The sequence below is a fragment of the Cellulomonas alba genome, from assembly GCF_030362835.1.
GTDB classification, from domain to species: Bacteria; Actinomycetota; Actinomycetes; order Actinomycetales; family Cellulomonadaceae; genus Cellulomonas; species Cellulomonas alba.
In genome coordinates, this window is sequence record NZ_JAUCGQ010000001.1 from 493430 (window position 1) to 513911 (window position 20482).

Genomic DNA, 20482 nt, shown 5'->3' on the forward strand with positions numbered 1-20482 from the left:
CGCGCGCCGGGCCGGTCGTCGTCCCCTGGCGTCAGGCCAGGCGCCAGACGTGCACCGCCGGCCCGTCGCCCGGCAGGCGCAGCACACGCCCCCCGGCCGACCCCTCGACGCGCAGCTCGCGGTCGCCGTACATCGTCGCGGGCGCACCGGACCCGAGCAGCCCGACGTCGGGCACGTCGACCCCGCGCCACGGGGCGCGCGCGAGCAGCACGAGCACGCGCTCGTCGCGCGTCTCGCGCACGTACGCGATCGCGTCGTCGTCGACGACGAGCCACCTCAGGCCGCCCTCCCGCAGCGCACGGCTCGACCGGCGCAGCGCGACGAGGTCGCGGTACACGGCGAACGTCGCCTCGTCGCGATCCCCCGGCCGGTCCCAGGGCATCGGCGTCCGCGACTCCTCGCCGTTGCGGCCGACCAGTCCGAACTCCTCCCCGGCGAACACGACGGGCGTCCCGGGGTAGGTCAGCAGCAGCGCCGCCGCGACGTGCGCGACGTCGCGCGAGCCGGCGATCGTGCGCAGGCGCGGAGTGTCGTGCGACGCGAGGAGGTTCCACTGCGCGCTCGTGACGGTCCACGGCACGGCGGCGGCGAACTCGCGCATGGTGTCGACGACGACGGTCCCGCCGCGGCGCGGCATCGGCCCGGGCAGCTCGAGCGACCGCGGCGCGCCCTCCGCGGGCGCGAACCAGCTCCACGCCGGCCGCGTGAACGCCGCGTAGTTCATGACGGCGTGCCACCCGAAGCCCTGCGCGTCGGCGCCCGCGTCGTGGAAGTGCTCGCCCACGAGGAGCGCGTCGGGGCGGACGTCCGCCATCGTGGCGCGGATCGCGCGCGCGACGGCGTGGGCCGCGTCCTCGTCGCGGTACCGGCCGGTCATGTTCGCGACGTCGACGCGCCAGCCGTCGAGGCCGTCGCCGCCACCACGGAGCCAGCGCGCCACGACGCTCTCCGGACCGGCGTACATGCGGCGACCCACGTCGTCGGACGCGTACCGGAGCTTCGGCAGGCTCGCGTGCCCGCGCCACCCGACGTGCTGCCCGTCGGCGTCCCAGTAGTAGAGCTCGCGCTCGGCGGCGCCCGCCGTCGCCTGCGCGAACCACTCGTGGCCCACGCCGGTGTGGTTGGTCGTCAGGTCGCCCATGAGCCGGATGCCGCGGGCGTGCAGCGTGCGCGCCAGGTCGGCGAGCGCAGCATCCCCGCCGAGCAGCGGGTCGACACGGTCGAAGGTCGTCGCGTCGTACCGGTGGTTGGACTGCGCCGGGAAGAACGGCGTCAGGTACACGACCTCGACCCCGAGCCGCTCGAGGTGGTCCACGTGGTCGGCGATCCCCCACAGGTCGCCGCCGTACAGCTGCCGCGCGCGATCGCGGCCGTACCCGTCGACGGGGTCGTCCCACGCGCGCGGCAGGGCCCAGGCGGGCAGCGTCTCGGTGACGCGCCCCGAGCGCGCGAAGCGGTCGGGAAACACCTGGTAGACGAGGCCGCCGCGCCCCCACGCGGGCGCCGGCGGGGCGACCGTCAGCCGGAAGTCGGCGGCGTCCGGCACGTCGCGGTGCTGGACGCCGCGCCCGTTGAGCCAGCGGTAGGCGTGCGGATCCGCGGGCGCGGGGCCCAGGAAGAACCGGTACTGCGCCACCGGGTTGTGCACGGGCACCTCGGCGACGAACCACGTCTCCGCGCCGGTCCGCCGGTCGACGCGCGCCGGGAACACCTCGGGCTCGCCGTCGATGACGACGCGCACCCGCACGCCGTCCTCCCCGGGATCACCCGGACCCGCCGGCACACGCAGGCGCACCGGCACGACGTCACCCAGCGCGGGCGTCCCGTCGGGGATGTACCGCTCGCTCCCGTCGTGGTGCGCCTCGTGGACGAGGACGCGCGGGTCGGAGGTGCCGCTCGTCATCCCTTGACGGCGCCCGAGACCAGGCCGGACACGATGTACTTCTGCAGGAAGAGCGTGAGCAGCACGATCGGGATCGCGGCGAGCACCGCGCCGGCCGCGAACAGGCCCCACGGCGCGTTCCGCTCGTCGGACGCCCAGGTGTACAGACCGATCGCGAGCGTCCACTTCGAGCTCGACGTCAGCACCGTCTTGGCGATGATGAACTCGCCGTAGGTGCTGATGAACGACAGCAGCCCGACGACCACGAGGATCGGCGTGACGAGCGGCATGATGATCGTCCAGAAGATCTGCGCGTGCGTCGCGCCGTCGATGCGCGCGGCCTCGTCGAGCTCGCGCGGCACCGTGTTGAAGAACCCGTAGAGCAGGAACGTGTTCACGCCGAGCGCGCCGCCCAGGTACACGGCGATGAGGCCCGGCAGCGAGTTGGTCGACAGCAGCGGGAAGACGTCCTTGAGGTTGATCAGCAGCAGGAAGATCGCGACGACCGCGAGCAGCTGCGGGAACATCTGGACCAGGAGCAGGCCGGTCAGCGTGCCGCGGCGACCGCGGAACCGGTAGCGCGAGAACGCGTAGGCCGCGGCAGCGCCCATGAGCACCGTCCCGATCGACGTGACGACCGCGACGATGATCGAGTTCCGCGCCCAGTCGCCGAAGCCCTTCGACCACAGCGCGCCGTAGTTCGCCCCGCTGATCGTGCTGAACAGGTCGTTCGAGCCCGTCAGCGTGCCGCTCGGGTTCAGCGACGCGGACAGCACGTAGAGGAGCGGCAGCACGCAGAAGACGATGGTGACGACGCCGACGAGGTGGCGCCAGCCGAGCTCCTTGCACCACCGGCCGAACCGGACGGGGGCCGACGCGCGGGGCCGGCTGCCGGGCACCGCGGAGCTGCGCGGCTCGACGGACGTGGTCGTGGCCATGTCAGAGCTCCTCGAGGGTGCGCGTCTGGCGGAAGCCGAGCCAGGAGATCAGCCCGACGACCAGGAAGATGAGGATCGAGACCGCCGCGGCGAGGCCGTAGTCGTGGCCGCCCGTGCCGAACGCGATCGAGTAGACGAACGAGATCAGGATGTCGGTGTGCCCGACCGGCACCGGCGCGCCGACGAACTGCGGGCCGCCGTTGTTGAGCATGTAGATCAACGTGAAGTTGTTGAAGTTGAACGCGAAGCTCGCGATGAGCAGCGGCGCGACCGAGACCATGAGCAGCGGCAGCGTGATCGCGCGGAACACTCGCAGCGGACCCGCGCCGTCCATCCTCGCCGACTCGGTGACGTCGCCGGGGATCGACTGCAGGGCACCCGTGCAGATGATGAACATGTACGGGAACCCGAGCCACGTGTTGACGAGCAGCACCGAGAACTTGGCCAGCCAGGGGTCGCCGAACCAGTCGATCTGCGCCCCGCCCAGCAGCACCTCGTTGACGAAGCCGAACCGCGGGTTGAGCATGCCGCGCCAGACGAGGGCCGCGACGAACCCGGGGAACGCGTACGGCAGGATCAGCAGCGCGCGGTAGACCTTCCGCCCCCGCACCCGCGGGTCGTTGAAGACGATCGCGAGGAACAGGCCGAGGAAGAACGTGATCGCGACCGACAGGAACGCGAACGCGAACGTCCAGACGATGACCTGGGCGAAGATCCCAGACAGGTCCGAGTTGCGGAACATCTCGGTGAAGTTCGAGAACCCGACTCCGACGCGCCAGCCCGGCTCGAGCTTGTCGCCGCTCGACGAGACGAAGTAGCCCTGGTCGCTCGCGGTGTAGGTGACGCCGGTCTGCGTGTTGGTGAAGGTGTCGGTCTTCGCGTCGTACTCGAGCACCGGCGCGAAGACGTACGCGATCGTCCCGTTCTGGGTGCGGAGCGTGCCGTCGGCGGCGTCCTCCGAGACCGGGACCGCGAGCGCGGTCACCTCCTGCGAGCGCTGGGCGATGTCGGCGAAGCTCAGCACCTGGTAGCCGGGCACGGCGGTGACCTGCTGGCCGGCGACGGTCGCCCCCTGCGCGGGGGCGAGCGGCTCGTCGGCGGTCCCGACGACGGCCTTGCCGTCCTGGACCACCGCGAAGCCGAGGTCGTTGCCCTGGAGCACGACCGTGACGGGGTACGCGGGCGAGCCCTCGACGCGCACCTGGTTGCCCAGCTGGATGGCCGAGATCGCGTCCGACTTCGTCGAGTTGTGTCCGTCGCCGTAGTTCGTGAAGGCGATGTAGCCCGTGTAGAGCATGACGAACAGCTGGTAGACGAGCAGGAAGATCAGGCCCGGCACGAGGTACTTCGCCGGGACGGCGCGCCGCGAGAAGTACGCCCAGTTCACCAGCGCGAGCGCGAAGACGAGGAAGACGACGATCCACCACGCCTGGACGCCGCTCGCGGCGAGGATGCCGTACACGCCCAGCGCGTCGACGAGGCCGACGAGCACGAGCTTGACGATCCAGCCCGGTGAGAACCGGCGCGCGTGCGCGTTCTCGTCGGGGTTGCGGGTCCTGCCTGTGCCGTGCGCGGTGCCGTCACCGGCGTCGTCGGTCCGCGGGGGCTCGACCGTGGTCAGCTGAGGGTCGGACATCGTCTGCTCTCTCTGGGGGGGCGCTTCGTGGCGCGGCGCGGCAGCGCTGCTGCGGTGCGGTCGTCCGCCGGCCCGCCGGGGTGGGGCGGGCCGGCGGACCCTGCGTCAGGTCAGCCCTTCGACTTGTCGATGGCGGCCTGGATGTTCTTGATCATCGTGTCCCAGGCTGCCGACGGGTCCTTGGCCTGGCCGGAGATGATCTGGGCCTCCGTGGTGCCCCAGTACTGCCACACCGAGTCCATGGCCGGGATCGACGGCATCGGCGAGTTGCCCGCCGCGTCGGAGAAGCCCTTGGTGATCGGGTCGGTGACCTTGTCGGCGGCGGCCGTCAGCGCCGGCATGCGCTGGCCCGCGGTGTAGAGCTCGGTCTGGACCGGCTCCGAGGCGAGGAAGTTCGTCACGAAGTCGTTCGCGACGATCGCGTTCTGCGTCTTGGCGCTGATGAACGCGCCCTGGACACCGGAGAACGGCTGCGCGTCCTGGCCGCCCGCGCTCGGCACCGGCAGGACCGAGAAGTCGACGTTCGCCTTCTTGAACGCGTCGACGTTCCAGGGGCCCGTGATGATGTACGGCGTCTGGCCCTTGGTGAACGCGTCGGTCGCCTTCTGCGAGTCGATCGCGGTGTCGAGGACCTTGTCCTTGCCGAGCTTCTGCAGGTAGGCCGCGAACTTGTGGCCGGCGTCGCCGCTCATGCCGATCTCGTCGGAGTACGAGCCGTCGGAGTTCTGCTTGAACACCGGGGCGCCGAACGAGGTCTGCAGCGGGTACAGGTGGTACGGGTCGCCGTTCGCGCCCTGCTGGATGACGAGCGAGTACTTCGTCTTGAGCGACTTGCCCTGCTCGATCAGCTTGTCGAGGGTGTCGGGCGTCGAGGTGGCGAGCTTGTTGTTGCGGACGAGCGCGATGTTCTCGATGGCGTAGGGCACGCCCCAGACCTGGCCGTCGTAGGTGAACGCCGAGATCGAGACCTGCGAGAAGTCCTTGGTCTTGTCACCGAGCTGGACCGGCTGGATGGTGCCGTTCGTGACGAGGTTCCCGATCGCGTCGTGCGCCGTGACGATGATGTCCGGGCCCTGACCGGTCGGCTCCTGCTTGACGAAGTCCGCGCGGATGTCGCCCGACGGCTTCTGCACGACGTTGAGCGTGACGCCGGTCTTCTGCTGGTACTCGGCACCGAGCTGCTTGAAGACGTCGATCCGGGTCTCGTCGACCCAGACGGTCAGCGAGCCGGTGAGCTTGGGGGCTGCCGAGGTCGGCGCCGACGTGGCGGTCTCGCCGGATCCGCTCGAGCCCGACGAGCAGGCGGCGAGCGCGAAGGTGGTCGCGCCGACCGCGAGGACAGTGAGGATGCTCCGTCGCATCGTCGATCTCCTGGTTCGGTGGGGTTGCCGTAGCGGCGTGTTCCCACCGCCGTCGGCTTGATGAGACGCAACGTAACCTCGTTGCCACCGGCGTTGCAAGCCGTTACGGTAACTTTCAGGCAACGGTTGCAGAGACTGGTGACGACGCCCGTCCGTGCCCGTGGCCCGACCCGAGGAGCGTCACGGAAATGCCCGCTGACCAGCACACGAACGGCTCAGGACGAGGAGGTCCGGTGTCACCTACGCTGCACCCCGTGCGCACGCGTCTGACCGACCTGGCCGCCCAGGCCGGCGTCAGCACGGCCACGGTCTCGCGCGTCCTGAACGGCAAGGCGGGAGTCTCGAGCGATGCGCGTCAGGCCGTCCTGACAGCGCTCGACGTGCTCGGGTACGAGCGGCCGGAGAAGCTGCGCGGGCGGTCTGCCGGCCTGGTCGGCCTCGTCGTCCCCGAGCTGTCCAACCCGGTGTTCCCCGCGCTCGCGCAGGTGATCGAGTCGATGCTCACCGAGCGCGGGTTCACGCCGCTGCTGTGCACGCAGGTCGCCGGCGGCACGACCGAGGACCAGTACGTCGACGTGCTCCTCGAGCACGCGGTCGACGGCATCATCTTCGTCTCCGGCCTGCACGCCGACACCTCCGCGAGCAAGGACCGGTACCACCGCCTGCGCAGCCGCGGCCTGCCGATCGTGCTGGTCAACGGCTTCGCCGACGGCGTCGACGCCCCGATGCTCTCGACGGACGACACCGTCGCCCTCGACCTCGCGTTCCGGCACCTCGTCGCGCTCGGGCACCGCTCGATCGGCCTCGCCATCGGCCCGCAGCGGTTCGTCCCGACGCAGCGCAAGCGCGCCGCGTTCGCCGCGAACCTCGCCCGGCACCTCGGCATCCAGGACGACTCGGCGCACGTGGTGTCGACCCTGTTCACCGTGGAGGGCGGCCAGGCCGCGGCGCAGCAGCTCGTCGACACCGGCCACACCGCGATCATCTGCGGCTCGGACCTCATGGCCCTGGGTGCGATCCGGTCGGTGCGCTCGCGCGGCATGTCGGTGCCCGATGACATCTCGGTCGTCGGCTTCGACGACTCGCCGCTCATCGCGTTCACCGACCCGCCGCTCACCACGGTGCGGCAGCCCGTCACCTCGCTCGGGCACGCGGCCGTCGCCGCGCTGCTGTCCGAGATCGGCGGCACGCCGTCGACGCGGACCGAGCTCACGTTCCACCCCGAGCTGATCGTGCGTGGGTCGACGGGTGCCGTCCGCGCCGCCGAGGCGCCCGCGCCGGTGGCCGCCGCGCACGTCGCGCTCTGACGGCACGCGACCCGACGCGCGCCACCCGCGCAGGGCCCGCTCCGACGCGCCCGGCCCGGTCGCCCGCCGGCGGCGCTCCCCCGAGACCTTCCGCACGACAGTCCCCTCCGCACCACAGCACGAATCGAGGCACGCCCCCGTGACGACCGACGCCCTGCCCACCACCGCACTCGTGCACGCGCCGGGCACCTCCGACGCCGCGTGGTGGCGCGACGCCGTGATCTACCAGGTCTACCCGCGCTCGTTCGCCGACGCCTCGGGCGACGGCATCGGCGACCTGCCCGGCGTCACGTCGCGGCTCGACCACCTCGCCGACCTCGGCGTCGACGCCGTCTGGCTCTCGCCGTTCTACCGCTCGCCGCAGGCCGACGCCGGCTACGACGTCGCCGACTACCGCGACGTCGACCCGCTGTTCGGCACGCTCGCGGACTTCGACGCGCTGCTCACCCGGGCGCACGGGCTCGGGCTGCGTGTGATGGTCGACCTGGTGCCGAACCACACGTCCGACGAGCACGTCTGGTTCCAGCAGGCGCTCGCTGCCGCCCCCGGGTCGCCGGAGCGCGCGCGCTACCACTTCCGGCCCGGTCGCGGCGCCGACGGGTCTGAGCCGCCGAACAACTGGCAGTCGATCTTCGGCGGCCCGGCGTGGACGCGCCTGCCCGACGGCGAGTGGTACCTGCACCTGTTCGACTCGCGCCAGCCGGACCTCGACTGGGACCACCCCGAGGTGCGCGCCGAGTTCGAGGACGTGCTGCGGTTCTGGCTCGACCGCGGCGTCGACGGATTCCGGGTCGACGTCGCGCACGGCATGGTCAAGGCGCCGGGGCTGCCCGACTGGGCCGGCCACGTGTCGATGATCGAGGGCGCCGAGCCCGTCGACCGCGCGGACGAGGTGACGGGCAGCGGCAACCAGGGCCCGATGTTCGACCAGGACGGCGTGCACGAGATCTACCGCGCCTGGAACCGGGTGCTCGCGCAGTACGACGGCGACCGGGCGCTCGTCGCCGAGGCGTGGGTCGAGCCGCTCTCGCGCCTCGCGCGGTACGTGCGCGCCGACGAGGCGCAGCAGGCGTTCAACTTCGCGTTCCTCGCCGCCGGCTGGGACGCGGCCGCGATCCGCTCCGTGGTCGAGGCGTCGTACACGGTGAACGACGCGGTCGGCGCACCGACGACGTGGGTGCTCTCGAACCACGACGTCGTGCGGCACGCCTCGCGGTTCGGCCTCTCCGACCCCACGGCGCGACCCAACGGCATCGCGCGCACCGACGAGCAGCCGGACGTCGAGCTCGGGCTGCGCCGTGCGCGCGCCGCGACGCTGCTGATGCTCGGCCTGCCCGGCTCGGCGTACCTGTACCAGGGCGAGGAGCTCGGCCTGCCCGACCACACGTCGCTCGAGGACGAGTACCGCCAGGACCCGGCGTTCTTCCGCACCGGCGGGCTCGAGCGCGGCCGGGACGGGTGCCGCGTGCCGCTGCCGTGGTCGGCCGGCGAGCCGGGGCACGGGTTCTCCCCGACCGGCGTCACCTGGCTCCCCCAGCCCGCCGCTTGGGCGCGGTACGCCGTCGACGCTCAGCGGGGGATCCCCGGCTCGACGCTCGAGACGTACCGGGCGGCGCTGCGCACGCGCCGCGCGGAGGCGCTCGGCAGCGGCGGCCTCGAGTGGCTCGCCGAGCTGGACGGCGCTGACGCGTTCGGTCCGGACGTCGTCGCGTTCCGCAACCGCGACGTCGTGGTGCTCGGGAACCTCGGCGACCGGCTCCTGGTGCTGCCCGCCGACGCCGCGGTGCTCGGCGCGTCGGTCGAGCTCGAGCGCGACGCCGCCGGCGCGCTCGTCCTGCCGGCCGACACGACCGTCTGGCTGCGTGCGCAGGCCTGAGCCCGCGCACGACCGGCAAGGCCCGGCCCCCGCTCCCGGGGCCGGGCCTCGCCGTCGTCGGCGCCAGTCCGACGCAGCGCGCTCGTCCCCGGGCACGTTCGGCGGTGCGGCCTCCGGAGCGACGGAGAGCGCCTAGCGAGCCCGGGCCGCGACGTCGAACGCCTGCGCGGTCCGCGCCGGCACCTCCACCGCCACCCGGCCGTCCTTGACGCGGACGGCGGCGTCGCCGCAGCCGGTGCCCGGCGCCGCGGCGGTCAGGACGTCGCAGTAGCGGCCGTCGGGCAGCCGGGTCGCCAGCGTGGTCGTCAGCGGCGCCTGGCCGTTGTTGACGACGACGAACCCGCGCTCGCCACGGCCGAACGCGACGGCGTCGCCCTGACCCCACCGGTCCACGACCGGTGCGTCGCCGACGACGCCGCGCCACGCGACCATGCCCGCGATCTCGGCCCACCGGTGCTGGCACACCCAGTCGCCGTCCGAGCGCTGCGCCGCCGGCCCGGGCGAGGCGGCGCACCGGGCGTCGACGACCGCGCCCCGGGCGTCCTGCACGGGGCCGGCGTCGCGGTCCGAGAACGCGTACCCGGAGTAGACCATCGGCTCGCCGTACGCGCCGCCGAGCATCAGCACGTTCGCGAGCGCGTACTCGGCGCCGTCGGCGTAGCTCAGCGTGGAGCCGTCGCGCTCGGTGTCGTGGTCGTCGACGAACACCACGGCGTCGTCCGAGGGCAGGTACCCCGCCTTGCCGAGGTCGAGGGCCGCGCCCGGCGTCCCCGCGAGCACGCCCTTGACGTCGCGGCCCCAGGCGAACTCGAAGACCTTGCCGTTGCCGGCGTAGTCCTCGGGCTGGATCGGCTCGCCGCTCCCGCGGATGACCTCCTGCACGATGGCGGTGCCGGCGGGCAGCGCGCCCACGATCGCGGCCACGTCGGACGCCGGCATGTGCTTGGCGGCGTCGATCCGGAAGCCGTCGACGCCCAGCGAGAGCAGGTCCTTCAGGTACGCGACCTCGGTCGCGCGCACCTTCGGCGACGACGTGTCGAGGTCCGCGAGGTTCACGAGCTCGCACGTCTGCACCTGCTGCGCGTCGAGGTAGCTCGCGATGTCGTCGTCCGGCGTCAGGCCGCAGTGGTGGAAGTCGGCGCTCGTGTAGAGGCCCGGGTAGTCGTAGTGCGAGTACGACGATCCCGCCCACCCGGTGCCGGGCGCGTCCTGGCCCGTCATGTGGTTGAGGATCGCGTCGGTCCGGACCTCGACGCCCGCGCGGTGGCACGTGTCGGCCATCGCCGCGAACTGCTCGCGTGTGCCGAGCCGCGACTCGACCTTGTAGCTGACGGGCTGGTACGCGGTCCACCACGCCGGGCCGAGGATGTGCTCCTGCGGCGGCGACGTCAGCACCCAGGCGTAGCCGGCCGGCCCGAGGTCGTCGGTGCACTCGCGCCCGATCGCGTCCCACGTCCACTGGAACAGCTCGACGCCGACATCGTGGCCCGAGCCGTCGGTCGCGGGGCTCGCGTCCGGGTCGGCAGGCGGCGAGCCCGAGCACGCCGACAGGAGCAGCGCCGACGCGGCGCCGAGGGCGAGCGCTGCGCGGGTGAGCGGGCGGCGCCGGGCACGGCCGGGTCGCACGGGCGGGTACGTCATCGTCACCACCGGGTGAAGGCTGCAACATGTTGCAGCAAGTTTCAGGATCGGCCCACCCTAGCGGCCGTCGCCGCGTACGGTGACGCACGTGCCTCGCGTCCTCGTCAACGGTCCGGCCTCCTGGAACACCCTCGTGCGCGTCGGCGCGCTCCCGGACGCGCGGCCCCAGACGCTCTTCGCGTCCGGGCACCGGGACGCGCTCGGCGGGACGTCCGCCGGCAAGGCCGTCACGCTGGCGGCGCTCGGCGTGGACGTGACGCTCCGGACGGTGCTCGGCGAGGACGACGAGGCACGGCACGTGCGCGCCGCGCTCGACGTGCCGGGCCTCCGGCTCGAGGCCGTCCCCGCCGCGGCCGGCCGGACCGAGCGTCACCTCAACCTGATGGCCGACGACGGCTCGCGCGTCTCCGTCTACCTGGAGCTGCCGCAGGCATGGACCGACGCCGGCGCGGTGGCGGCGCTCGCCCGCGACGCCGACGCCGTCGTCCTCGACCTGGCGGACCACAGCCGCGAGCTGCTCGACGCGGTGCGCGCCACCGGCCGGCCCGTGTGGTGTGACGTGCACGACCACGACGGGCTCGCCGACTACCAGCGACCGTTCGTCGAGGCCGCCGACGTGCTGCTCGTCAGCGACGCGCGCCTCGCGGACCCTGCGGAGTACCTGCGGCTCGCGCGCGCCGGCGGATGCGGCCTCGCCGTCTGCACGCGCGGCGCGGAGGGCGCGCTCGCGCTCGACGCCGACGGCTGGTGGGACGTGCCGGCCGCACCCGCGCCCGCGGTCGTCGACACGAACGGTGCGGGCGACGCGTTCCTCGCCGGGCTGCTGGCCGCGACGCTCGCGGGCGCGCCGACGCCCGTCGCGCTCGCGCAGGCGTCGGCCGCGGGGGCGCTGGCGGTCGGGACCGAGGAGCTGGGCGCGCCGCACGCCAGCACGGCGGCCGTCGCTGGGCTCGCGCGGCGCGTGGACGTGCGGCGCATCGCGTGACGCCGCGGCTCGCCGCGACCGCCGACGCGCAGGGGCGGGTGCGTCAGCCCCCGGAGACGGACAGCTCCGCCTCGTGCAGCGCGCGCCGGAAGTCCTCGGACAGCTCGCGCGAGTCGAGCCAGCCCTCCGGCAGGATCGGCCGCTTGGGCGCTCCCGCCCGGCCGCGCTGGCCCTCGGCGGGCTCGCCCGGGTAGGGCTGCGTCAGGTCGAGCTGCGCGATCAGGTCGTCGAGCTCGACGAGCGTCGAGACGAGCCCGAACCGCGCGCGCAGCTCGCCGCCCACCACGTAGCCCTTGAAGTACCAGGCCATGTGCTTGCGCATCTCGCGCATCGCCTTCGACTCGTCGCCGAAGTGGGCGACCATCAGCTCCGCGTGCCGGCGGATCACGCGCGCCACCTCGCCGAGGCCCGGACGCACGCGCTCCGGCCGCCCGGCGAAGGCCGCCACCAGGTCGGCGAACAGCCACGGCCGACCCTGGCACCCGCGCCCGACGACGACGCCGTCGCAGCCCGTGTGCTCGACCATCGCGAGCGCGTCCTCGGCCGACCAGATGTCGCCGTTGCCGAGCACCGGGATGTCCGTCACCGTCTCCTTGAGCCGCGCGATCGCGTCCCAGTCGGCCGTGCCGGAGTAGTAGTCCGCGGCCGTGCGCCCGTGCAGCGACACCGCGGCGACGCCGACCTCCTGCGCGACGAGGCCCGCCTCGAGGTACGTGAGGTGCTGCTCGTCGATGCCCTTGCGCATCTTGACGGTCACCGGCACGCCGTACGGCGCGGCCGCCTCGACGGCGCCTTGGACGATCGCGCGGAACAGGTCGCGCTTCCAGGGCAGCACCGCTCCCCCGCCGCGGCGCGTCACCTTCGGCACCGGGCAGCCGAAGTTGAGGTCGACGTGGTCGGCGCGGTCCTCCGACGCGATGAGGTGGACCGCAGCGCGCACGGTCGCCGGGTCGACGCCGTAGACCTGCACCGACCGCGGCTGCTCGTCGGGCTCGAACGAGATGATGCGCATCGACTCCTCGCCGCGCTCGACCAGCGCCCGGCTCGTCACCATCTCGGCGACGTACAGCCCGGCGCCGGACTCGCGGCACAGCCGCCGGAACGCGGCGTTCGTCACGCCCGCCATCGGCGCGAGCACGACCGGGGTGTCGACGGTGAGCGGCCCGATCCGCAGGGGCGGCAGCACGGCGCCCGCGGGCGCGCTCGTGTCCTGGGTCGTGGCGGTCATCGCGCCATTGTCCCATCCGCGCTCAGGCGAGCAGCCAGCCGTTCTCGTCGGCGATCCGCACCGCCTCGGCGCGGGTGCGCCCGCCCGTCTTCGCCATCGCGGCCGAGAGGTAGTTCCGGACGGTTCCCTCGGACAGGAACGTGGCGCGTGCGATGTCGGCGACCGTCCCCCCGCCCGACGCGGCCACCAGCACGTCCCGCTCGCGCTCCGTGAGCGGGCTCGTGCCGACCGCGAGCGACTCGACGGCCAGCTCCGGGTCGACCACGCGCAGCCCGCGGTGCACGCGACGCACCGCATCGGCGAGCTGCTCGGCGGGCGTGTCCTTGACCACGAACCCGCTCGCGCCCGCGTCGAGCGCGCGACGCAGGTAGCCGGGCCGGCCGAACGTCGTCACGACGAGCGACCGACAGGTCGGCACGTGGGCACGCAGCGCGGCGGCGGCGGCGATGCCGTCGAGCCCGGGCATCTCGACGTCGAGCAGCGCGACGTCCACCCGGTAGTCGCGCGCGGCGGCCACGACCTCGTCGCCGCGCCCGACCTGGGCGACGACGGTGAGGTCCGCCTCGAGGTCGAGCAGCGCCGCGAGGGCGCCCCGCACGAGCGCCTGGTCGTCGGCGAGGAGCAGGCGGATGGGTTGGTCGGTCACGGGAGGGTCCGTCCGGGGTCGGTGCCGGTCACGCGGTCGGCGTGCCGGGCGTCAGGGGTGCGGCGGGCGCGGCCGGCGCGGTGGAGATCTGCAGGCGGTAGCCGCCGAGCGGGCTGCGGGACACGGCCACGTGGGCGCCCGCCGCGCGGGCGCGCTCGGTGAGGCCGCGCAACCCGTTGCCGGACGCCGGATCCGTGCGCAGGCCCTGCCCGTCGTCGTCGAACGTCAGCGTGTCGGCGGTCATCGTCACGCGGACGCGGGTCGCGTCGGAGTGGCGCAGCACGTTGGTCGTGCCCTCGCGGATGGCCCACGCGAACAGCTGGCGCAGGTCGTCGGGGACCTGCTCGATGCTGCCGGGGACGTCCGCGGCGATGCCCGCCGAGTCGAACGCCTGACGCGCGCCGGCGAGCTCGCCCGCGAGCGTCACGGCCCGGGTCGCCGTGACCATGGCGCGCACGTCCGCGAGGGCTGCACGGGCCAGCGCGTTCACCTCGACGATCTCGGCGCGTGCGCGGTCCGCGTCGACGTCGAACATGCGCGACGCGAGCTCGGCCTTGACCGAGATCACGGTGAGCGAGTGGCCGAGGATGTCGTGCATGTCGCGCGCGATCCGTTCGCGCTCCCGCTCGACCGCGAGCACGGCGACCTCGTCACGAGCGACGCGCAGCTGCCGGTTCCGCTCGACGAGCTGCACGAAGCCGTACACCGCGAGCGTCGCGAGGAGCAGCGACATGATGATGCCGTTCTCGGCGTCCCACCCGACCAGCGGCGGCACCACCAGCACGATCACGCTCGCGATGATCGGGAGCAGCAGCACGCGGGGCTCGCGCAGCAGGAACACCGCGCTGACGCACACGAACACCAGCCCGCCCAGCCCCTCGGTGTGCGCGCCGAGCGTGGAGATCGCGACCAGCACGACCTGCACCCCGAGCACGAGCCACGCCGTGCGCCGCGGCACCGGGTCGTCGAGCGGGCGGTTGCGGACCACGACCCACGCGAAGGTCAGCGCGAGCAGCACGATCGCGACGAGCGACACCCACCGCACGACCGGGTCCGGGTGCTTCGCCGCGACCTGCGCCGGCTGGAGCAGGAACACCGCCCAGACCACGCCCATCGACGGGCCGACGACGCGCATCACCCGTCGCGTCCGCGTCGGCGGTCCGTCGGGGTCCGCGTCGAAGGTCGAGCTCCACTCCTCGCGGCGCGGCTGGTAGGCGGCGCTCCACACGTCCCGGCGCGGCGTCAGCCGCCGGCGTGGGCGCGCGCCGTCGCCCGGCTCGGTGCTGCGCGTCACGGCGCTCACCGTAGCCGGGCGACGGGTTCCGCCATCGAGGCGCGTCGTCACACCCGTGCCGTGTCCTTGCGGAACCGCCACGCCGCGCCGACCGTGAAGATCGTGGCCCACACGACCACGTTGAGCACCGCGAGCGCGAGGTTGCCGGTGTCGATGTCCGAGCCACCGCCGGTGCCCGTCAGCGGCCACCGCGCGAGCTGCGCGACGCCGTAGGTCGGGATGAACTTGGCGATCGTCGCGAACAGCCCCGTGCCGAGCGGCACGAACAGCCCGCCGGCGAACGCGAGCAGCGCGAGGATCGGGCCGAGCACCTGCATGACGTTCTCCGACGGCAGCAGGTACCCCATGAACAGGCCGAACGCTGCGAACACCGCCGAGCACACCCAGGCGAGCGCGGTCGCCGCCGCGATGCGACCCCACTGACCGTCCATCGACGGGTGGAGGCCGAGCGGCTTGGCGCCCTCGACCAGGCCGACCGTCGTCGTGACCAGCACGGACGCCAGCCCGAGCACCATCGCGGACACGACCTTGGTGAACACGTAGCTCGCCGGCCGCAGGGGCGTCAGCCGCAGCTGGCGCGTCCAGCCCTGCGACCGCTCGATCGAGACGCTCGCGCCGCCGCTCGTCGTGGCGAGCATCGCGCCGTACAGCGCCATCGAGACCATGATCCAAGCAGTGATGTTCGCGTACCCGACGGACTTCGTCTTGTACTCCTGCACGGTGCCGAACAGCAGGAAGAACACCGGCGGCATGATCAGCGCGAAGATCAGCGTCCGCCGGTTGCGGAGCAGGCGGCGCAGCTCGATCTGCAGGTAGGCCAGGTTGACGAGGCCGCGGCGCGGGGCCCGGTCGGCGGTCGTCGCCGGCGCGGTCGAGGTGATGGTGCTCACGAGAGGCTCCCGGTGGTGTCGGTCTGGGTGTCGCCGGTGAGCGCGAGGAACGCGTCCTCGAGGCCGCGGGCGGTGATCTCGACGTCGGTGGCCGCGGTCTGCGTCAGCAGGTGCCGCGCGACGCCGTCCGAGTCGGACGTGCGCAGGATGACCCGGTCGCGGCGGACCTCGAGGTCGAGGACGCCCGGCAGGGCGCGCAGCGCGGCGACCTCGGGCGCGTCGGCGAGCAGGCCCGGCAGCGTCGCGCTGACGATGCGGCCCGCGGTCAGGCTCTTGACCTGCGCGGCCGAGCCGTCGGCCACGATCCGGCCGTGGCTGATGAGGACGATGCGGTCCGCGTACGCGTCCGCCTCCTCGAGGTAGTGCGTCGCGAACATGATCGTCCGGCCGCGCTCGGCGTCGGCGCGCAGCGCGGTCCAGAAGTCGCGCCGGCCCTCGACGTCCATGCCGGTGGTCGGCTCGTCGAGCACGATCAGCTCGGGGTCCGGCAGCAGCGCGAGCGCGAACCGCAGGCGCTGCTGCTGGCCGCCCGAGCACTTCTCGACGCGGCGGTCCGCGATGTCCGCGATGCCGGCTCGCGCCAGCACCTCGGAGGTCGAGCGGGCGCTCGCGAAGAACGACGCCGTGAGCTCGACGGTCTCGCCGACCGTGAGGTCCTTGAGCAGGCCGCCGCTCTGCATGACGGCCGAGATGCGGCCCTCGGCGATCGCGCGCGTCGGGTCCATGCCGAGGACGCGCACGTCGCCCGCGTCGGCCTGGGCGAGACCGAGCAGCATGTCGATCGTCGTCGTCTTGCCGGCGCCGTTCGGCCCCAGGAAGGCGACGACCTCGCCGGGCTGGATCACCAGGTCGATGCCGTCGACGGCGCGCACCGGGCCGAACGCCTTGTGCAGGCCGCGCAGCTCGATCGCCGGTGCTGCGCCCGCGGCCGGGCGGGGCTGGCGGGTGGTGTCGGTGGAGGTCATGGGGACGATCCTGGCGGCCGGACGGCCGCCCGGCCACGCCTGTCCGTCATCGCGTCGGGATGACGAATGTCATCCGCGCGACAACCCTCGGACCTGCTGCTGCGTCTCCTACGGTGTGACCACCATGCCGATCCCGATCGTGCGCCGGAGCACGGGCGAGCCGCCCGCCCCGCGTACCGCGCGCGTCCGGCAGCGCGACGCGGACGAGGACCGGAGCGTGGTCGCCGACGAGACGCTCGCGGTCGTCTCCGCACGCACGCGCCCGACCCCGTCGGAACGCGACGCCGAGTTCACCGCGTTCATGACGAGCCACTCGCAGACGCTCCTGCACACCGCGTGGCTGCTGACCGGTGACGCGCACCGCGCCGAGGAGCTCACGCAGACCGCGCTGGTCCGGACCTACGCCGCGTGGGACCGCGTCTCGACCGACCCGCTGGCGTACGCGCGCCGCATCCTGGTGAACCTGCGCGTCGACACGTGGCGTCGGCGCCGGCGCGAGGTCCTGCTCGACGCGGTGCCCGAGTCCCACGCGCCCGACCAGCACGGCACGACCCACGACCGCGACCAGCTCGTCCGTGCGCTCGCCCTGCTCACCCCGCGGCAGCGGCGCGTCATCGTGCTGCGTCACCTGGTCGGTCTCCCCGAGGCCGAGGTGGCCGCCGAGCTCGGCGTGAGCGTCGGGACCGTCAAGTCCACCGCGTCGCGTGGCTTGGCGCACCTGCGCGAGGTCCTCGTGGCCGAGGGAGCCGAACGATGACGGACCTGCGACCCGACCCGATGCTCGCCGCGCGAGCCGCCAGCGCGGCGCCACCGATGGAGCTCGACCCCGACGCCGTGCTCGCGGCAGGGCGACGGTTCGTGCGGCGTCGCACCGCCCTGCGGCTCGCCGGCGCGGCCGGCGGCGTCGCGGCGCTCATGGCCGTGACCCTGGTGACCGCCGACCTGCACGGGAACACGTCGGCTCCGCCCGCCGACGGCGACGCGCAGCGAGCGCACCCGATCGGCAGCGGTCGGACGACGGAGGTCGCCGAGGGGCTCGTCGCCACCAACCTCCCCGGTCCGGCGCACCGGCAGCCGCCGGCCGTGGCCGACTACTACGGAACGGTTCCCGCCGCTGCCCTGGAGACGTCGATCGACCTCGGGCTCGCGACGGGAGGTGGCGAGATCAGGCTCGTGGTGGGGCCGGTGCAGAACGGCGTCCAGAGCGGCTCGGTCGACTCGACGGACGGCGGGGCCGCGTGGATCTGGGGCACGCCGCCGCGCGACTCGATCGACCCCGGCTTCCTCGGCGCCCCGGCGGACGGCGGCACCTGGTTCGACTCGTCGACGAACGACGGGGGGCGGCTCGGCGTGGCCGTCGTCCCGCTCGCGCTGCCCGACCCCCGGGTCGTCGTGTGGAGCGCGGCCGGGTTCACGGTCGGCGACGGGTCGACGTCCCACGCGGTCGAGGTCCCGACGTTCTCGGACGGCAGCCACCACCTGCTCTCGGTGTGGCGGGCCACCGGTGCCGCCGCCGGCGCGTTCGCCACGGGAGCGACGGGCGTCGTCGTGGTCGGCTCGGACGGCCGGGTGGTGGCCGAGCCGTGCGAGGCGCCCGGCGGCGCGGCGTGCCCGCAGCTGGATGAGGTGCCAGGTCTGGCCGCGGCGGTCCGGGCCCTCGGCGGAGCGCTCGACGGCGTCCCCGCTCCGACGAACGGCGGACCGGTGTCGACGCCCTCGCCGGCTGCGACCTCGAGCGCCGCGGGAGTCGCGCAGGTCGTCGCGCCAGACGTCTTCGCCACGACGGTTCCGGTGCTCGTCGGACGGAACCTCGAGCTCGGCACCTTCGGCGGTCTGGCCGCGCGCCTCCAGCCGTCCGGCGCGGCCGAGGGCCGCGTGCACCTGGACGTGGAGGTCGGGCCCGGCACCGCGGTCACCGGACCGGACACGGACCTGACGGCGGACCCGGTGCTCGGCGCGACGTCGGTCTCGGCTCCGACACCGGCGATGTTCACCTACGGCTCGGTGCCGCAGGACCTGCCGTCCGCGCGCGCGTTCTACGTGTCGCTCGCCGGCTTCCGCCTCGCCGACGGCCAGGTCGCCCACGCTGTCGAGCTCCCCCTGTTCCCCGTATCGCACACGGAAGGGGGTTCGCTCCGCGCGGGCCGGTGGTTCGCCGTCGGCGCCGTCGGGGAGGCGGCGACCCGGCTGCTCGACACGGAGAGCGGCGTGCTCTTCGGCCTGCCGGACGGCACGGTCGTCGACCCGGCGTGCAGCGGCACGTGCGACCGCGCCGACGCCGAGACGTTCTTCCCCGCGGTCCGTGCGCTGATCGGCGCTCCTCACCGCTGACCGGCGCGTCGTGCGTCGGCGCGATCGTCGTGCACGCACAGCGGGGCGCGACCCGGAAGGTCGCGCCCCGCTGTGTCCGTGCGTCAGGCGCCGATCAGGTGCTGGGCCAGGTAGCCCGCGACCTGGTCGAGCGCGACGCGCTGCTGCGACATGTCGTCGCGGTGGCGGATCGTCACGGCCTGGTCGTCGAGCGTGTCGAAGTCGACCGTGATGCAGAACGGCGTGCCGATCTCGTCCTGCCGGCGGTAACGGCGGCCGATCGCGCCCGCGTCGTCGAAGTCGACGTTCCACGCCTTGCGCAGCTCGGCGGCGAGGTCGCGCGCCTTGGGCGAGAGCTGCTCGTTGCGCGACAGCGGCAGGACCGCGGCCTTGACCGGCGCGAGGCGCGGGTCGAGCTTGAGCACGACGCGGGTGTCGACGCCGCCCTTGGTGTTGGGCGCCTCGTCCTCGGCGTACGCCTCGACCAGGAACGCCATGAGGCTGCGCGTCAGGCCGGCCGCGGGCTCGATGACGTACGGCACGTACCGCTCGTTCTTGGCCTGGTCGAAGAACGACAGGTCCTGGCCCGAGTGCTCGGTGTGCGTCGACAGGTCGAAGTCCGTGCGGTTCGCGATGCCCTCGAGCTCGCCCCACTCGCTGCCCTGGAAGCCGAACCGGTACTCGATGTCGACCGTGCGCTTCGAGTAGTGGCTCAGCTTCTCCTTCGGGTGCTCGAAGTGGCGCAGGTTCTCGCGGCTGATGCCGAGGTCGGTGTACCAGTCGGTGCGCGTGTCGATCCAGTACTGGTGCCACGTCTCGTCGGTGCCGGGCTCGACGAAGAACTCCATCTCCATCTGCTCGAACTCGCGCGTGCGGAAGATGAAGTTGCCGGGTGTGATCTCGTTGCGGAACGACTTGCCGATCTGGCCGATGCCGAACGGCGGGCGCATGCGCGCCGCGGTGTAGACGTTCTTGAAGTTGACGAAGATGCCCTGCGCCGTCTCGGGCCGCAGGTAGTGCAGGCCGGACTCGTCCTCGACGGGGCCGAGGTACGTCTTGAGCATCATGTTGAAGTCGCGGGGCTCGGTCCACTGGCCCTTGGTGCCGCAGTTCGGGCAGTTGACGCCCGCGAGGCCGCCCTCGGGCTCGTGGCCCTTGCGCTCGGTGAACTCCTCGACCAGCTGGTCCTCGCGGAAGCGCTTGTGGCAGCTGAGGCACTCGGTGAGCGGGTCGGTGAAGACGCCGACGTGGCCCGACGCTACCCAGACCTGGCGGGGCAGGATCACCGCCGAGTCGAGACCGACGATGTCGTCACGGCTCGTGACCATCGCGCGCCACCACTGGCGCTTGATGTTCTCCTTGAGCTCGACGCCGAGCGGTCCGTAGTCCCACGCGGAGCGCGTACCTCCGTAGATCTCGCCGCTCGGGAAGACGAACCCACGCCGCTTGGCGAGGGAGACGACGGCGTCCAGGCGGGAGACAGCGGCCACGGGAGACTCCAGGTGGTGGGCCCGCGGCTGGGT

General features: G+C 73.3%; 16 protein-coding genes. 5 read left to right on the top strand and 11 right to left on the bottom strand.

Annotated elements, in window-relative coordinates; all coding sequences use genetic code 11:
• Positions 1 to 31 precede the first annotated feature (31 nt).
• The 4 genes from QRT04_RS02235 to QRT04_RS02250 all read right to left on the bottom strand — a co-directional run bounded on the left by QRT04_RS02235 (position 32) and on the right by QRT04_RS02250 (position 5817).
• The gene (locus QRT04_RS02235; RefSeq protein WP_289453257.1) at positions 32 to 1903 is read right to left on the bottom strand and encodes a glycoside hydrolase family 13 protein; all 1872 of its coding nucleotides are present in this window, start codon (positions 1901 to 1903) and stop codon (positions 32 to 34) included.
• Entirely contained in the window at positions 1900 to 2820 is a 921-nt protein-coding gene (locus QRT04_RS02240) for a sugar ABC transporter permease (protein WP_289453258.1), read from the bottom strand. Before QRT04_RS02240 ends, QRT04_RS02235 begins: the two co-directional genes overlap by 4 nt.
• A gap of 1 nt (position 2821) precedes the next feature.
• Entirely contained in the window at positions 2822 to 4456 is a 1635-nt protein-coding gene (locus tag QRT04_RS02245) for an ABC transporter permease subunit (RefSeq protein ID WP_289453259.1), read from the bottom strand.
• 110 nt (positions 4457 to 4566) lie between these two features.
• Entirely contained in the window at positions 4567 to 5817 is a 1251-nt protein-coding gene (locus QRT04_RS02250; RefSeq protein WP_289453260.1) for a sugar ABC transporter substrate-binding protein, read from the bottom strand.
• A gap of 233 nt (positions 5818 to 6050) precedes the next feature.
• Between QRT04_RS02250 and QRT04_RS02255 the strand changes: the two genes are divergently transcribed.
• Together QRT04_RS02255 and QRT04_RS02260 are read left to right on the top strand one after the other, a co-directional pair.
• A complete protein-coding gene (locus QRT04_RS02255) occupies positions 6051 to 7124 on the top strand; it encodes a LacI family DNA-binding transcriptional regulator (RefSeq protein ID WP_289453261.1) in 1074 nt (357 codons plus the stop codon).
• 139 nt (positions 7125 to 7263) lie between these two features.
• Positions 7264 to 9000 carry a glycoside hydrolase family 13 protein gene (locus QRT04_RS02260; protein WP_289453262.1) on the top strand — a complete coding sequence of 579 codons (1737 nt, stop codon included), beginning with the start codon at positions 7264 to 7266 and terminating at the stop codon, positions 8998 to 9000.
• Between the two features lie 132 nt (positions 9001 to 9132).
• On the opposite strand, the gene QRT04_RS02265 is transcribed toward QRT04_RS02260, so the two are convergent.
• Positions 9133 to 10641, bottom strand: coding sequence for an alpha-amylase (locus QRT04_RS02265; protein WP_289455681.1), 1509 nt, complete (start codon positions 10639 to 10641; stop codon positions 9133 to 9135).
• A gap of 88 nt (positions 10642 to 10729) precedes the next feature.
• Here QRT04_RS02265 and QRT04_RS02270 point away from each other — a divergent pair, with 88 nt between their 5' ends.
• A complete protein-coding gene (locus QRT04_RS02270; RefSeq protein ID WP_289453263.1) occupies positions 10730 to 11626 on the top strand; it encodes a carbohydrate kinase family protein in 897 nt (298 codons plus the stop codon).
• 43 nt (positions 11627 to 11669) lie between these two features.
• On the opposite strand, the gene dusB is transcribed toward QRT04_RS02270, so the two are convergent.
• From dusB to QRT04_RS02295, 5 genes are read right to left on the bottom strand one after another with little or no spacing between them, the layout of a single operon-like run.
• Positions 11670 to 12854, bottom strand: a complete 1185-nt coding sequence (gene dusB, locus QRT04_RS02275) for a tRNA dihydrouridine synthase DusB (protein WP_289453264.1) — start codon at positions 12852 to 12854, stop codon at positions 11670 to 11672.
• Between the two features lie 22 nt (positions 12855 to 12876).
• Positions 12877 to 13500: a response regulator transcription factor gene (locus tag QRT04_RS02280; protein WP_289453265.1), complete on the bottom strand. Its 624-nt coding sequence runs from the start codon at positions 13498 to 13500 to the stop codon at positions 12877 to 12879.
• 28 nt (positions 13501 to 13528) lie between these two features.
• Positions 13529 to 14794: a sensor histidine kinase gene (locus QRT04_RS02285; RefSeq protein ID WP_289453266.1), complete on the bottom strand. Its 1266-nt coding sequence runs from the start codon at positions 14792 to 14794 to the stop codon at positions 13529 to 13531.
• A gap of 47 nt (positions 14795 to 14841) precedes the next feature.
• Entirely contained in the window at positions 14842 to 15684 is an 843-nt protein-coding gene (locus QRT04_RS02290) for an ABC transporter permease (protein WP_289453267.1), read from the bottom strand.
• Positions 15681 to 16649 carry an ABC transporter ATP-binding protein gene (locus tag QRT04_RS02295; protein WP_289453268.1) on the bottom strand — a complete coding sequence of 323 codons (969 nt, stop codon included), beginning with the start codon at positions 16647 to 16649 and terminating at the stop codon, positions 15681 to 15683. Before QRT04_RS02295 ends, QRT04_RS02290 begins: the two co-directional genes overlap by 4 nt.
• Before the next feature lie 124 nt (positions 16650 to 16773).
• On the opposite strand from QRT04_RS02295, the gene QRT04_RS02300 reads away from it, so the two are divergent.
• On the top strand, positions 16774 to 17406 hold the full coding sequence (locus tag QRT04_RS02300) for a SigE family RNA polymerase sigma factor (RefSeq protein ID WP_326522448.1): 633 nt from the start codon (positions 16774 to 16776) through the stop codon (positions 17404 to 17406).
• Positions 17403 to 18980, top strand: coding sequence for a hypothetical protein (locus QRT04_RS02305; protein ID WP_289453269.1), 1578 nt, complete (start codon positions 17403 to 17405; stop codon positions 18978 to 18980). The genes QRT04_RS02300 and QRT04_RS02305 overlap by 4 nt, the downstream gene beginning before the upstream one ends.
• A gap of 83 nt (positions 18981 to 19063) precedes the next feature.
• Here QRT04_RS02305 and QRT04_RS02310 read toward each other — a convergent pair whose 3' ends face one another.
• Positions 19064 to 20449, bottom strand: a complete 1386-nt coding sequence (locus tag QRT04_RS02310) for a glycine--tRNA ligase (RefSeq protein WP_289453270.1) — start codon at positions 20447 to 20449, stop codon at positions 19064 to 19066.
• Positions 20450 to 20482: the final 33 nt, after the last annotated feature.

What these genes read in the sequence shown, in the direction of transcription:
- QRT04_RS02235 (WP_289453257.1), bottom strand. Translation starts at nt 1,903, where the DNA reads ATGACGAGCGGCACCTCCGACCCGCGCGTCCTCGTCCACGAGGCGCAC.
- QRT04_RS02240 (WP_289453258.1), bottom strand. Translation starts at nt 2,820, where the DNA reads ATGGCCACGACCACGTCCGTCGAGCCGCGCAGCTCCGCGGTGCCCGGC.
- QRT04_RS02245 (WP_289453259.1), bottom strand. Translation starts at nt 4,456, where the DNA reads ATGTCCGACCCTCAGCTGACCACGGTCGAGCCCCCGCGGACCGACGAC.
- QRT04_RS02250 (WP_289453260.1), bottom strand. Translation starts at nt 5,817, where the DNA reads ATGCGACGGAGCATCCTCACTGTCCTCGCGGTCGGCGCGACCACCTTC.
- QRT04_RS02265 (WP_289455681.1), bottom strand. Translation starts at nt 10,641, where the DNA reads ATGACGTACCCGCCCGTGCGACCCGGCCGTGCCCGGCGCCGCCCGCTC.
- dusB (WP_289453264.1), bottom strand. Translation starts at nt 12,854, where the DNA reads ATGACCGCCACGACCCAGGACACGAGCGCGCCCGCGGGCGCCGTGCTG.
- QRT04_RS02295 (WP_289453268.1), bottom strand. Translation starts at nt 16,649, where the DNA reads ATGACCTCCACCGACACCACCCGCCAGCCCCGCCCGGCCGCGGGCGCA.
- QRT04_RS02300 (WP_326522448.1), top strand. Translation starts at nt 16,774, where the DNA reads ATGCCGATCCCGATCGTGCGCCGGAGCACGGGCGAGCCGCCCGCCCCG.
- QRT04_RS02305 (WP_289453269.1), top strand. Translation starts at nt 17,403, where the DNA reads ATGACGGACCTGCGACCCGACCCGATGCTCGCCGCGCGAGCCGCCAGC.